Annotated in this window: 16 protein-coding genes; all 16 read right to left on the bottom strand. The window is 43.1% G+C overall.

What is annotated here, in order from left to right; genetic code table 11:
* Positions 1 to 2: 2 nt before the first annotated feature.
* Positions 3 to 794: a hypothetical protein gene (locus tag V1225_RS05095; RefSeq protein ID WP_338547705.1), complete on the bottom strand. Its 792-nt coding sequence runs from the start codon at positions 792 to 794 to the stop codon at positions 3 to 5.
* A 12-nt stretch (positions 795 to 806) separates the two neighbouring features.
* Positions 807 to 1343 (bottom strand): metal-dependent hydrolase, encoded by a 537-nt coding sequence (locus tag V1225_RS05090; RefSeq protein WP_338547704.1) that lies wholly within the window; start codon positions 1341 to 1343, stop codon positions 807 to 809.
* On the bottom strand, positions 1340 to 1699 hold the full coding sequence (locus tag V1225_RS05085; RefSeq protein ID WP_338547703.1) for a hypothetical protein: 360 nt from the start codon (positions 1697 to 1699) through the stop codon (positions 1340 to 1342). Before V1225_RS05085 ends, V1225_RS05090 begins: the two co-directional genes overlap by 4 nt.
* A gap of 639 nt (positions 1700 to 2338) precedes the next feature.
* Positions 2339 to 2857: a hypothetical protein gene (locus tag V1225_RS05080; RefSeq protein WP_338547702.1), complete on the bottom strand. Its 519-nt coding sequence runs from the start codon at positions 2855 to 2857 to the stop codon at positions 2339 to 2341.
* A gap of 13 nt (positions 2858 to 2870) precedes the next feature.
* Entirely contained in the window at positions 2871 to 4058 is a 1188-nt protein-coding gene (locus tag V1225_RS05075; protein ID WP_338548157.1) for a M23 family metallopeptidase, read from the bottom strand.
* 93 nt (positions 4059 to 4151) lie between these two features.
* The gene (locus V1225_RS05070; RefSeq protein WP_160202074.1) at positions 4152 to 4490 is read right to left on the bottom strand and encodes a hypothetical protein; all 339 of its coding nucleotides are present in this window, start codon (positions 4488 to 4490) and stop codon (positions 4152 to 4154) included.
* Positions 4491 to 4522: 32 nt separating this feature from the next.
* Positions 4523 to 4795: a hypothetical protein gene (locus V1225_RS05065; RefSeq protein WP_338547701.1), complete on the bottom strand. Its 273-nt coding sequence runs from the start codon at positions 4793 to 4795 to the stop codon at positions 4523 to 4525.
* Positions 4796 to 5106: 311 nt separating this feature from the next.
* On the bottom strand, positions 5107 to 6114 hold the full coding sequence (locus tag V1225_RS05060) for a ParB/RepB/Spo0J family partition protein (RefSeq protein ID WP_338547700.1): 1008 nt from the start codon (positions 6112 to 6114) through the stop codon (positions 5107 to 5109).
* Positions 6107 to 7144 carry an AAA family ATPase gene (locus tag V1225_RS05055; protein ID WP_338547699.1) on the bottom strand — a complete coding sequence of 346 codons (1038 nt, stop codon included), beginning with the start codon at positions 7142 to 7144 and terminating at the stop codon, positions 6107 to 6109. The genes V1225_RS05060 and V1225_RS05055 overlap by 8 nt, the downstream gene beginning before the upstream one ends.
* Before the next feature lie 68 nt (positions 7145 to 7212).
* Entirely contained in the window at positions 7213 to 7434 is a 222-nt protein-coding gene (locus tag V1225_RS05050) for a hypothetical protein (RefSeq protein ID WP_338547698.1), read from the bottom strand.
* 445 nt (positions 7435 to 7879) lie between these two features.
* Complete coding sequence (locus V1225_RS05045; protein WP_160202067.1) at positions 7880 to 8188, bottom strand: type II toxin-antitoxin system RelE/ParE family toxin; 309 nt, start codon at positions 8186 to 8188, stop codon at positions 7880 to 7882.
* Complete coding sequence (locus V1225_RS05040) at positions 8178 to 8444, bottom strand: type II toxin-antitoxin system prevent-host-death family antitoxin (RefSeq protein ID WP_160202066.1); 267 nt, start codon at positions 8442 to 8444, stop codon at positions 8178 to 8180. Before V1225_RS05040 ends, V1225_RS05045 begins: the two co-directional genes overlap by 11 nt.
* Positions 8445 to 8834: 390 nt before the next feature.
* Positions 8835 to 10169, bottom strand: a complete 1335-nt coding sequence (locus V1225_RS05035) for an amino acid permease (protein ID WP_160202065.1) — start codon at positions 10167 to 10169, stop codon at positions 8835 to 8837.
* Position 10170: 1 nt separating this feature from the next.
* The gene (locus V1225_RS05030; RefSeq protein WP_160202064.1) at positions 10171 to 11340 is read right to left on the bottom strand and encodes a BTAD domain-containing putative transcriptional regulator; all 1170 of its coding nucleotides are present in this window, start codon (positions 11338 to 11340) and stop codon (positions 10171 to 10173) included.
* Entirely contained in the window at positions 11331 to 12875 is a 1545-nt protein-coding gene (locus V1225_RS05025) for an amidohydrolase family protein (RefSeq protein ID WP_161908390.1), read from the bottom strand. Before V1225_RS05025 ends, V1225_RS05030 begins: the two co-directional genes overlap by 10 nt.
* Positions 12865 to 14499 (bottom strand): amidohydrolase, encoded by a 1635-nt coding sequence (locus V1225_RS05020; RefSeq protein WP_338547697.1) that lies wholly within the window; start codon positions 14497 to 14499, stop codon positions 12865 to 12867. The genes V1225_RS05025 and V1225_RS05020 overlap by 11 nt, the downstream gene beginning before the upstream one ends.
* Between the last annotated feature and the right edge of the window lie 14 nt (positions 14500 to 14513).

Genomic DNA, 14513 nt, shown 5'->3' with positions numbered 1-14513 from the left:
TGTTACTCACTCCACTCCTTCCCTAAATATGCGCTTGTTGTAGCAGCTTGAGCATGTCCCAGCTGCTTCTGTACTTGTCTCCGAGCTTCTCTTCTTCCAAATCCATTTCCCCGCTGCTGCCGATATCGCATCCGGGAATTAATCCGACGCAGATCATGTGTAGGTATGCCTAGTGCGTTTGCCTTCTTCTTTAAATAAGCAGTCGAATAATCAAACGCCCTGTCATCGCCAGATTTGCCCTCTAACAGCTCTTTTAGATGGGTTTCAAGAAAAACATCCTTTATGGCATCTACGTGCCGGGATTTTCGCCCTTTTCCGCACCTGACGAAAAGCTTAATACCGTCTTCGGTAATCTCAATGTCCGCTGCTCTTAAATCTCCAATCTCCGCAATCCGCAAGCCTGACCGCACCTGCAGACGCAGGGCAACCCTGACCGTTTCATTATTCAACCTGTTGATTTTGCGTAAATACGTCTGCTCTGGCAGAACCGGTTCCCTGCCGATTGGCGCCTGCTTGCACTGCTTGCGTAGATCGAACAGTTCTTGCCCGTAGAGCAGGCTTTTAGGCGCATCAAGTATATCCCGTTCATATTTTTTGACCGCCGCAATATATTTTCCGCCCTGCTGTGTGTTTTTACAAAGCTCCCTGATTACTTCAGCTATGCCTTGATCTGGACGAATTTTCTCATCCAACCGCTCCAGGCAGCCAACATATCCATCAGCAGTCAGACGAGATATCTTTTGTTCTGCGACCAGCTGATACAAATGCTCGCGATAAGCTTCAATATCAAACATCATCCACCTCCGCTATCTGTGCAAAATACCCATAACGTCTATACCATACCACGCAGCTAAAAGCACTGCTAATATAATGGCGACAGCTATCTCTCCAAGACTGCCGGTTTTGATTGGCAATATACTGAGTTTTTTGTTCGATACAGGATAAAGCCACATGATACCTCCGGGGTTGCAGGTATCCAGCAGCAAATGAGACAGCATTCCCGGTAAAAGACCGAAATATAGGCTCCATGCGGCCAAGACAAAATCATTGTTCGGCAAAATATTGATTACCGTTCCAAGCGCCAATGCCAGAATCAAAACAAACAGTGGAGTATGAAAGAAACCTCTGTGCTTTGTCACAGCTGAAACTGCATAAGATGTAATTTTCGCTGCAGCTGATGACCGAGATACTTTAGACCTGGTGTGATCAATATCTGGCAGCAATGAACCGATAACAGCGCCGGACATAATTGCGGCTGCAGCAACCTTGTCTCCAGGATTAAGTATCGCGATTACCGCTGTTCCCGCCAAAGCGCCTCCCAACGAATGTGTTATATATGTCATTTTCTCATCTCCTCTTCTATCGTCATCTTTATCTGATAAACTGATGTCCATGGCAAATATATCTGTTCTCCTCCCATATTGAGTTCAAGACCAATTTCTCCCCACACCACCGCATCACAATTATTCAACACTTCTTTCGGCGAACCATATGGTTGAACAGAAAACAAATGTATCTCTGTTAATCCCTCCTGATGTAAAATCTGCATTTTATATGCTACCTGTCGGTCGCCTTGCTCAAAATAGACTTTCCTGTTTTCTTCTTCCTCTTTTATAATTTGCTTCTTCTTTTTCAACCTTTTCTCATAGAACCAAGCAGCAAATACTGCTATAATTGTACTTAAGAATAAACTAATCATTTTACGGAGGTACTCCTTTCCATGTTTAAAAAAATACTGCCTGATGTCATCAACAATCTAATCAAGCAAGATTTTACTTTTATCAACCGCCTAAAATTCTATTTCAGGACACTATTACTCTTTTTAGTATTCTTATCCTTCTTCGGCAATGACACCTTAGATGCCTTGACCACTCTTGATTCTTTCAGAAATTCGGTCTTCATCTGCTGGATTACAGAAAATGAATCAATTTTACTATCCGTTGAAAAACTATACTTAAACTTTGAGTTTTTCATTCTCATACTACTCATTCTTTCAGATCGAACAGACATATACACTGTTGAATTAACCTGTTTATTTGAGGCGCTCATTTCTTTCCAAATCTATTACTTACTTATTGTGCAGTTGTTTTCAAATCTACATATTACATCGAGGGGGATAGACTATTGGCTTGATCTTTGCCTTAACAGCAATCTAAGTTCCTTTCCACTCCTCTTCTCTTTTGGGGTCAATCTATTTTTCACAGGTATGACGATTTTGGGATACTTTTATCAACGCCATGAATAAAATCAAGACCAGAGGGTAAAGGTGGGATTCCTCCTTTCTCTCTCCGTTTTCTTTTGTATGTAAAAGGTGTCTTGCCCTCTGGTACGAATCGAACTAATTAAGATGAATCTCTCGATCAGAGATCTGAAACTCTGTCTCTCCGATTACAATAGCGTTTTTCTTGATTCTAAATATCTCTGTTGTCCTCGTCCCATCTCCCCAATCGAGCGTTATCTCAGTCACATCGTCATTAACGCTATACTGTGCCCACTGGCTGCTTAATGGTATGGATTCTGACTCCGTATCATCCCAATAGTAGGCCACCATCGTCCCATCTTCGTAAAAAGTATAGGTAATTGGCTTTCCTTCAAGAAATTCATCATAATAGATATACGTGTTTTTAAAGATTCTCTCCAACTTTTTCTCTTGGCTCTGATTAAACAATTCCTCATTGTCATCAATTTGAGATGACTGCTGATCAGACTGCTGCTTATCTGCAGTACCCACTTCACTAGGATCTGCAATATCTGCAGATTGTGTCCCCGCTGTTCGCGGTCCCATGATCAGCAAAGCTGCCGCCAGAACCGCTGCCAACAGTAAAACTACTGCTATAGCGGCCTTTTTTCTTCTCATCACTATTGTTCTCCTACTCTTTTACTCGCAAATATTTCATCGGATCCACCGGCGTGCCATTTACCCGCACTTCAAAATGCAAATGTGGCCCGGTAGAAACACCCGTATTTCCGGATAATGCAATTACATCTCCAGCTTTAACTTTCTGTCCCTGTCTTACTTTGATTATGCTATTATGCCCATAGCAGGTCACAAGTCCATTCCCGTGATCGATTTCTACATACTTGCCATAGCCTCCATGGGGGCCTGCAATCACAACCGTGCCGGATGCGGCTGCAACGACCGTTGACCCTTCTGGCACTCCGATGTCAATACCTGCATGATTCGTGCTGCCGCCAGCATAAGACGCATCTGTTCTGTAGCCGAACTCCGAAGTAACGTATGTAGATGTTGTTGGCCACAACAGATCTCCTCCCGCTCCAGATCCGTAGTAGCCGGCCGCCTCAAAATGCCCGCTGTTGATTTCCCCAGATGCAGAAAACGGCGTGCCATTGGCAGTACCTGAAATCTTGATAGAGTTGTTTGAAACACTTCCCTCTACTTTAATCTTCATACCAATCTTTGAAATTTTAATCAGGGTTCCAAACTTTTCATTGATGATGGAATTATTTTTGCTATCCCGAGCACCCATGATAAACTCAACTACCGTCTTATCCCCTTTAGCATGATACTGATGCTTTACATCTGTTTCTGCATCACTTTTGCAATCACCCAATACTGCAATGATTTCCTTAGTCGTTCCTCCACTGAATGTCAATTTATATTGATCTCCAATATTATCCCGTCCTCCGTAGTATGTTCCCATTGCCACCAGATAAGCATCCCCTTTCCGTCGGAAACCCTCAGCATCTGTTCTGCATAACTGATTCAATTTGAACTGAGGCGATGATGTATCCAGTTTGATTGAGTACAAGCGCTGATCAAACTGCGGCATATACGAAAAGAAATCTGTCCTCGCCGGCGGACCAGGTATGTCCAGCTGAACTTCGGAAGCCTTAGAACTTGCGGTGAATTTTTTGCCGTTGACGGTTCCTTTAATGTCAGCTGCATTAATGCCTCCAGAAATATCCATCGTGATTGAATCGCCATGAATGTCTCCACTAATCGTAATCGGCAACGCCACATTGGCACCATAAGCCGATGACTCATCTAAACCACCGCCCAAGACACCTACGATTAAGACGAATGCCATCATTACCATCAAAAAAAGACCTCCTATTCCGAAGCCTATAATGATTTTTTTCATGATTCAGTTTCTCTTTCTGTCCCATTGTGGGACACTCAATTCCCTTAACTAAGAATCTTCCCAATCTAGAGATTTCAGTAACTCATATTTGCTGCGATCTACTGTTAATACTCGAGCAGATTTTTCATTAATTTTTTGGACATTCGTAAATCGTTCCTTATCACAGATAATCCATTGCAACACCTTGAAGTCCTCTAAAATAGGTTTTATTTTAGAAGAACTAAGGCAACTATGATTTCTTAACATAACTTCTTTTAATTTTCGTTTAAAATCGTCGGCTCTAAAATTGATATATCGTTCTCGATTGCTCAGCGCATATAGTCGTGGCTGAGACATCAGTTCATCAACAACCGATAAAAATATTCTAATTAGTAAAACACCATCCATTTGTAACTCCCTGTCCCATGGTGGGACACCACTTAATCACGGTGAGCAAAATATGATATTTTTATGATTTGCAGGATATTATTGAAATCTGAAATCACTTGTAAATTTGTATCCTGCAGACTGTTAATATCTATTATCTTCGTAAATCGTCTTGCTGTCTCATTTGCTAAATTTTTATCACCATTCAATATTTGTTGGCCTACTTCAGTATGTACCAAACTATCACTGAGTTCTTCCAATTCTTTCAACTTCTTTGTGCATCGTGCCGATTCTTTGGCAAATGCAGAAATCATTCCTATACGCATATTACTTCACCTGAGTCTTACTTTTAACCTATCCAATTGCCGTCTTCATTTCCGTCCCACTGTAGTATACCAAACATCCCCACCTCTATCTTAACTCGTCAGATACACCACAGTTACTACTCCTATAGTCTGAACTACTATATAATACACATTCCGCTCCCAACGTCATATCTCAAAGAACCTCGTTACCAATAAAATCTCTACTTATTTTTTTAAATACTATTACTGGTAACAAAAAAGGCTGCAGAATACCGATAGCTATGCTAAATTACCAACTCCTACCGAAAATAAACTGGTAACAGTTCACCTGTTCATTGCTTTTTTTGGTTACCGGTAGAAATCTGCGCCAAATATGCCTTGATTGCCTCCGTGATGACTCGCTCCAGTTCCGCTGACTCTACCTGGTCAGCCTCCGGAACATCCAGATTTGCAAAAGCTTTTGCTGTCGATTTAAGAACCGGCGTCAGGTTAATCCGATTCATCGGCTTCGTGGGGCTAATCATTTCACAGAGTTCTTCAGCAGAAAGATACTGCTCGTTACAGCGTTCTCTGATTTGCTTAATCAAAGCAAGGCCCGGACATTTCGTTTCCTGTATCGCATCAAAAAGTGCTGATTGCTGCTCCGCACTCAGGGCTGCAATCAATTCGGCGACTGGGATCGTCAATTTCTTGTCATCAACCATTTTCAGAATTTCCGGTATGAGTTTCTTCAGCGCCAGATATCTCTGCAATGTTGTTCTGCTGATGCCCATAATTCTGGCAGCCACTTCATCTGTCCGTTCTGTCCCATCGTGGGACAGTATTGCCGGGTTCTGCTGTGCTTCCATTCTTATCAATGCATATTTAGTGCTGTATGCATCAGCACGCTCACTGGGAAGCTGCTCCTCACGCTGGATATTGGAATCAAGCATCCAATACGTAGCCTTAATATCATTACAATCTTTTAAGACTCGAATTTGCCCCAACTGGCTACTTAGGCTATGATGTCCAAGTTTACGCATTGCATCTCTTCGGTTGTGCCCGGCAATGACTTCATAGTATCCAGTCCGATCTCGATCAACTCTCAGTATAATCGGCGATATCAATCCGTTTTTTTCGATACTTTTGCATAACTCCAACTGTTTAGCTTCAGAAAGTCGATTGAACGGATGTACCTTTACACCGGGAACATTTATCGTTGTATGCCAGTCCAGCATTCTATCAATGTCAATTATAATATCCTGCTCCTGCTTATTAACTTCCTCTTGATGCGCAGAATTATCTGCCGGTATTCCGAACATTTCTTCCAATGGTGTAAAATTAATTTTTCTTTCACCCATCACCGCTCACCACCTTCCTTCTGTTATAGCTTTTATATCGCTGCATAAAACTGCCTATCGACAGAAAAATTCCCTCTGTCCCATCGTGGGACATTTCATCAGTAAGCATTTCAGCATATGCACCCAGTGCTTTCACTATTTTCCCGTCTCTTGTTCTCCTGTCGTAGTAACCATAGTGAATCAGATATCGATCAGTTCCTATTTGCAGGACATCACCAATTTCAATCTGGTTTCCTTCCAAGTTTACATATTGTGTAATACCCATATACTCTGTCAGCCAATTTTGATATGCTTTGGCAGCCGCACCATCCGGATCAAAAGAAGTGATTGCCTCCTGCTCCTTTGATGCCCTCGAACCATTGACCTGCAAGGGAATAACTGTCTCAAATTTGGGTATGGTATTTCCAAAGGCTGCATCAAGCTGCAACACAGTATCTTTTTGACTTCCGCTGCGGCCGTCTACCATCGTAAGCAGGATTCCCGCAATCTGCAGATCTGGATTAATCCGTTTTGCAAGAGATATTGACTTAAACAACTGCTCCATCCCTTTAACTGCAAAAACCTGTGCCTGTACTGGGATTACTACCTCATCAACTGCGACTAGACTGTTAATTGTCAATAACCCCAGCGAAGGTGATGTATCAACGATAATATAATCATATTGATCTCGAATATCGTTAATAATCAGCCGCAAAATCTGTTCTCGCTGGAATGCGTTAATTAACGACATTTCCAGCCCTGATAGAACTATATTTGCCGGAAAAAGGCTTATTCCAGGTTTTAAAACAAATTCAACGGCATTATACTCTGCTGCCTCTCCATTTGCCTTTGCCATAATCAAATCTGTAACTGTATGCGTCAGTTTATCTGGTCTTTCAATACCCATGTTATATGTCAGATTAGCCTGTCCATCCATATCTATCAGCAAAACCTTGAACCCTGCATGATTTAACATATCCCCCAGCGCTGCCGCGGTTGTTGTTTTTCCAACGCCGCCCTTTTGGTTTGCTACAGCAATTACTTTTCCCATGCTTCTTCTTCCTTTCCGTCCCACAGTGGGACATTTCCTCTCCGTCCCATCATGGGACAAAATATAAGTCAAAACTTTCTTTGCAACCCTCCGTTTGCAGGCCTAGTAAATATCAGAATGTTATCTGACTGTTTTATCACAGCAGCTGCTTCCTCCATATGAAAAGCATCTGAAGAAATTATATCTTTAGATATCATTTCATTCGCCTCTTGCAAAGCAGCATCCTCATCTGGTGCATTTATCTCTACAACGGCTGCCATCTTTTGTGTTATCTCGACCTGAAATCTCATATAATTATTCTCCTTTTTGGCATTAAAAAAGAGACATAATGGATATGTCTCTTAGTGAGCGTGTTCTCTTTTTTTCCTCTATTTGTTCTCTACTTTCGTCAAATTGTAAAGAAATTTGACCTTTGAATCCATTGAAAATGCTAAATTCTAAATATAGTAAGTTACTTATATGGCTTCTACACCCCCGTCGAAACCTTTACACCCCCATAAATGTTTATATGGCTATTTTACAACACTTTCACTTTGTTTTCAACAGGAATAAATTGTATTATTTTGAAATATTTATAAAAAAAACCGCCAGTTCTCTATATTTGTCAAAAGAAAGTTCATCCATGGTCTCTCAGAAGAGTATTTTCAATGCATGAAGCAGTATGTAATTTTAAAAACCGTTTTCCTAAATGCGCATATCTCATCGTAGTTTCGTCCCACGGTGGGACGCATATATTTAATTGTAAAACACCTTGGTATACTCCGTTCGCGTATCAGCAATATGGTAAACAAAAACCTCATTCTGAATTCGTCTATATATTGCAATATGCTTCTCACAAATGACCATCCTATAGCCTTGCTCATTCAGCCATTTATCGGGAGTTAATGAGCCAGAGTCAGGAAATGACTCCAGTCTACCGATTATTTTAAGAATGGTTGAAGACACTTTTAAAGCCGTAGATTTTCCAAATTGATAATAGTACCAATCCTCTATACGCTTCAAATCTTCCCAGGCTGTTGGTAGAAGCGTTACTTTACATGTCATTTAATCTTTCCTCCAGCATCGCCTGCGCTTCATCAAGAGAGTATGTCTTTGTGCCGCTCAGACGCTCCTGCTCTGCTTGGAGGATTTTTGCTCTCATCTGTAAGATTTGTTCTCTTCTCTCGAATGCTTCAATATTCATCAAGACCATATCCCCTTCACCATTCTTCGTAATATAGATTGGCTCATTTGTCTCTTTAGCAATATTTGAAACCGCATTATAATCATTTCTCAGAGTAGTTGACGCTTTAATAATCATGCAGGCCACCTCCATATATCATTTTTATGGTATAATTATACCTTTTTTCTGCTTGAATGTAAAGTGACAATCTCAAACTCTGTTTTACTTCTATGTCCCACGGTGGGACGCAGCCTTATCTAATACCTTCAAAAATTTCTTTGCTGTCATATGACTAAGTCTCGATTGATATCTTTTCCCTCATTATAAATTTCAATCCAATACATTTACACCCCCATATTTGTTACTGTATTCATTTTACATTACTTTTGTACTGTTTTCAACCAGTAATTTTTGACACATTGCGCGCTACAGCATCCAGCACAAAGAAAAACAGGAGCCTGGAAAAATTCTTTCCTCAGCTCCTGCAGATTATCATGCGCACATACTAGCAGATGTGCATACGATACCTTAGTTCTCCGCTTGCTCTTTTTTCTTAAAATAAGCGTGATAGAGAATATACCCCGCAATCGGAATTACGACACCGATGACGGAATTCATTGGATCTTCCCAAAGGGTTGTTACCAGTACCACCAGCGACAGCAGAATGGTCACTGCGGGCAGCACGGGATAGCCCCAAACCTTATATGGTCTTTCCATCTGCGGATTTCTCTTTCTAAACACATAGACCGAAGATACACCCAGCGTGTAATAAATCCATGCACAGAAAGCCACAAGGGCAGTCAATTGCTCAAACGTACCAAACAGAATTAATACAGAAGATACAATCATGGTCGCAATCTGTGCATTGACAGGCGTACCAGTTTTCGGATGGACTTTCGCAAAGACATCGAAAAATCGCTTGTCCCTAGCCATTGCATAGTATTCTCTCGGATACGCCAAAATGCAACCATTACAGGAACCAAAGATTGCAATCAGTGCACCGATGGTGACTAAAACTGCGCCTGGCTTGCCAAAGAGTGCTTCTGCAGCCATGGTTCCTGGTGCCTCAGTCGCAACAATTTGATCAATCGGTAAAATTTTCAGTAATGCAAAATTGAACAAAACGTAGACAAGGGTCACACCTAAAACCCCGATTGTTACTGCTTTCGGAAGATCTTTTTGAGGGTTCTTCAGTTCCTCTGCTACGATATAGACCGAGCTCCAACCGTCATATGCCCATAACGCCGCTACAATGGACAGCGCAAAAGCGCTCATTGGATTCAAACCTTCTCCCGGTACAATCTCCATCGGATTATTCATGCTGCCCATCATAAGACCGCATACGATAATAATCGCAATCGGCACCAGCTTTGCAATCATGAAGATTCCCTGCACATTTCCACCTTTTTTCACACCAGACATATTGATCAGTGACAGCATGATGATAATCCCAATCGCCATTGCCTTAATCTGCCACTCCGTCAATGGCACCAGAATACTAAAATAAGTAGAAAATCCTACTGCAAGGGCACTGATCGAACCAGACTGTGAGATAAAAAAGTCCGTAATTCCCATAGAAAATCCGATTCCTGGTCCATAAGCTTTAGAAATATAGTTGTAGGTACCTCCTGCCTGCGGCATGGAAGTACCCAGCTCCGCATAACATAATGCCGCCATCAGCGACATAAAGCCGGCAACAACCCATGCTAAAATGGAAAATCCTGCGGATAATCCTGCTCTGCTCAGCACATATGTACTGACATAAAAAATACCTGAACCAATCATAATTCCACTGACAATCGATACGCTGTGAAATAGTCCCAGTTCCTTTCTCAGTCCTGCTTTTTCTTGTTTTTCAGACATGTTATTCCTCCTTAAACATATGAATATCAACATCTGCCATATGCAGATTGCCAATCAGATACTGTAACAGCTGCGCTGACTTTTGATCCAGTCTCTTAGGATGGGACACCTGAATCTCCACTTTCCCTTTGAGACTGATCTCCTGCAGCAGTTTTTTAATGCAGTAAAAAAGATACGATTCCGACAAATTCTGTGCTGCAAGCCATTCCGAATATTGAGGAAACAACATGGCCAGCCCTGGTTTGAGATAAGTTGGCACTTTCACATCCTCCTCGATGATTGGCTCCAGCATACGATAAATCCCTTCAAAGTCTATTGGCTGTGCAGATGCAGTATAAAGCTGCAGCTCACATAAATCATCTTTCTCTTCTACTATCGTAATGTGTCCCATTTCCACCGGCGCATCTTCAAGAATCTTTCTGTAGAGAGCCCGCGTCTCTTCCATAGGACCAATATTTAACTCTTCACCAAGAATGCGCACACACTCTTTGTACTGGCAGATTGCTTTTGCCCGCTCCTGGTTCTGGCAGTACAGTTCCATCAGCTGCAAATGGACTTCCTCCAGCAGCGGATCCATCAGCAGCAGTTTTTTCAGGCAGGAAATCCCCTGGGCGAACTGTCCATTTTCCCGATACAGAAACGCCAGTTGCTTCGATACATCAATAAATGCCTGATTTACCGATTCCCGCTCCATCATAACCCACTCTTCAAAAGCCACACTTCCACGCACCGATATACCGTCTAAAAAGCTGCCGCCATGTACATTCACTGCATGCTGCAAATGCCGAATTTTCTCCTGCCTGCTGTCACAAACAGACGCTGCTTTCAGCGCTTTGCGAAATTCTGCCACGTCCACGAAAACGCCTAAAGATGCATTAAGACTGCACATGTTCCGCTCCGAAAAAATGATCGATGCCTCCTCTTGTCCACCCCATTCTTCTGCACAGATTTTTCTAATATAAGAAAGGCTCTGCCGCAAATTAGAGCGAGCATTTTCTTCTGGCAGTTCTGGCCAAAAAATTTCACTGAGCAGTTCTTTAGAAACCATCTGCCCTTTCCTGGCCGCCAGATAAAAAATCATCGCAAGCGCTTTGTGATTCAATTTGGCAAGCGCCTCTCGTCCATCGATTTCAATGTGCGGTCTCTGCAAAAGGTAAACTTTTATTTCCATAATACATCCTCCCGCGCATATACAATTTCCCCTTTTTTAATGGTCATTTCCACGCGAAGGGTTTCAATTTCTGCAGGAGAAAGGGTGCACAGATTTTGATCCAGTACGACAAGATCTGCCTGCATACCGATGCCAAGACTTCCAATTCTGTCTTCTGCCATGTTGGCATAGGCACCGTTTGCAGTATAGGTCCGCAGCGCATCATAAAGGGAAAGCTGCTGTACTGCATTGTGATGCAGCAGGCAAGAACCAATTGATTTTAAAGGGTTCAACGGTGTAACTGCATATTCAGAACCACCCGCCACAATACCTCCCTGCGCCACCACAGCGCCGATGGGATTGGTTCCCTTCCATCGATCTCCAAGCAGTGCAGCATATTTACCTTCCGCACCGCCCCACTGCCTGTCATAATTGGCTCGCATAGACAAAATCAGCCCCATAGAAATCGCCCAGGTGATTTGTGCTTCTGTCGGCAGAACAAAAAGTTCCAGCCTGTGACGCAAATTTTTTCTGCCTGCTATTTCAAATGCCGCGGCAAAAGCTGCCAACGCTTGTTCAATCGCCCTTGGTCCGATGCACGACAATGCAATCTGCAGGCCGGCAGTATGGGCTTCCAGCACAAACTGATTTACATCTTCCTGTGAATAATACAGTACCCCTTGGTGCTCACCATCTATATAAGGTTCATACAGTGCCGCCGTCTGAGATCCAATCGAACCGTCCAGATATATATTGCCTCCAATTCGCGGCAGTTTTGCCGCCTGTACCGTTGCCACATCCATGGTCTGCGGAAACAGAAAAATTTCCAGCCTGCTGTGCTCTGCAAACCGCTGCACCATGCGGATATCCTGATTTGAAAAAAAGGCGCCACCTTCCATAGCATTGACCGTTGTAATGCCGCAGCGGAACGCTTTTCGCTCCATATCTGCGAGGGCAAGTCTTCGGATGTCATCCGTTACAAAACAGGTGTATAATTTCCGTCTTGCAAATCCGCTGGCCTCTCCCTGCAAAACCCCTGTGGGCATCCCTTTTTCATCCCGCTGAATGCCAGAAATACTATAGGGAATTTTAAGTAAATTATAAGCAGAAGTATTTAAAATCGTTTTATGGAATTCTGTCTTGCTGACCACAACAGGATGTATGGAAGTAATTTGATCCAAATCCCATCGATTCAATTCCACAGTATCCTCATTATAGCCAATACACCAAATCAGTTCTCCCGCTTCAAATGCCTGCACTTTCTGTTGCAGCTGCTGTAGAAAGGCTTCTCTGGTATCCGCTTTAATTTCCACACAGTACTGCATCAAACCGCCCTGTACCATATGGACATTGCTGTCAATGAATCCAGGTAAAACCGTTCTGCCTTCCAAATCCAGCATCTTCGTACCAAAAAACCGTTTCGGCATCCTGCATGGCTTTTCCCATACCTCCGTAATCGTCTCACCCGTAATCCCAATGGCACAGTACTGCTTATCCGGTCTTTCCATTGAAATAAAATTGCCGTTATATAAAATATAATCTGGATTATTTTTCATAAACAACCTTTCCACCTACGACTGTCATCGCGACCTGTACTTCTGCCAGATCCAGCGGCGCAGTTTCATACAAATCCTGCGCTAGGACAACAAAATCCGCATACTTTCCAACCTCTATCGTTCCCTTGCAGTCCTCTTCAAATGTCGCATATGCAGATCCTGTCGTAAAGGCATGAATGGCATCGTGTACACTGAGTTTCTGTTCCGCATGATAACCACCCTTCGGTGTTTTATCATAGGTACAGCGGGTAACTGCCGCATAAATGCCGTGGAGCGGACTGTATTCCTCTACAGGACTATCCGAACCTGCTGCAATCGTTACGCCCTGCGTTTTAAACCGATTCCAGTTATAGGACATACTTGCCCGCTTTGCTCCGACCCGCTCCTCTACAATGGCGATGTCAGAAGCCAAAAAGATCAGTTCAAGACCGCCGATGATATGGTATTTGGCAAAATCTTCAATAATCCCTTCTGTGGTAATCTGACAATGGTCAATACCAAAGCGCAAATCTTCTTCTGGATGCTTTTCTATAATCTTAATGAATGCATCCAGTACGCTTCGCATGGCTCTATCTCCGATGCCGTCTGAAACTAGCTGCAGACCATGGTCAAAAGCCATTTGCGTTAGTGCTTCCAGTTCCTGCTGACTGATATACATTTCACCCGTATTTTCTTCCATTCCTTCCGGATTATCGCTGTATGGTGCCCGCAAGGCAGCAGTTCTTCCGCCCAACGAGCCGTCTGTAATCGTCTTAAACGGTCCAATCCGAAAATATGGACTTCCGTCCCCTGTGCGATACCCAAGTGCCAGAAAATCAGAAAGCTCTTCTAACGTGGCAAGGTGCAGCATTAGATTAACTCGAATCGGCAGCAGCCCTTCTCTGTCAAGTTCTTCGTATGCCTGCAAAATTTCTGTAAAATGGCCAGCACGAAGCAGTTCAAAATCATCGGTCTGCGCAGAAGTCATTCCCGCTGAAACATAACGATTGCACGCCGCAAGAATACACTTTTTAATGCGCTCTACCCCCAACGTTGGAATCATTCTGTAAATGATTTCCGTTGCCAGTCCAGTCAGCACGCCTGTTGCCACTTCATGGGCGTCTGTCAGAATCATACCGCCCTCAATCTGCTGTGGTTTGTGCAGCAGACCGCCAAGTTCCAGCACGTTGGTGGTTACGACACAAATTTGTGCACAGGTTCTGGTCAATACCAAAAAATATGCGCCGAATTCCTCGTCTAAGTCCTCTCTTGTCGGCATTTTCTTAGTATCAAACTGATTTTGATCCCATCCGCGGCCTTCTACCCACTGGCCGGGTTTAATTCCATTCTCCTTGATATAGCGGCGCAAACGGTCTTTCAATTCATCCAGGCTCCGGCAATCATTTAAATCTGCGACTTCCAGGCTATATCCATAACTCAAAAGGTGCAGATGGCTGTCGTTAAATCCTGGCAGTACCGTCTTTCCTTGCAGATCGATGATCTGGCATGCGGTCCCCGCTGCTTCCTGCACCGCCTCATTAGTACCAACACACGTAATCAGCCCGTCTTCTACCGCAACGGCTTCAAAGCGGTGCTCTGCTGCATCCATGGTGTATCCGTTGGCATTGATAAATACTTTCTTCATATTTGATTCCTTTC

Origin of the sequence: Emergencia sp. JLR.KK010 (assembly GCF_037018265.1) — a bacterium.
GTDB lineage: Bacteria > Bacillota > Clostridia > Peptostreptococcales > Anaerovoracaceae > Senimuribacter > Senimuribacter intestinalis.
This window is presented reverse-complemented; position numbering and strand designations above follow the sequence as displayed.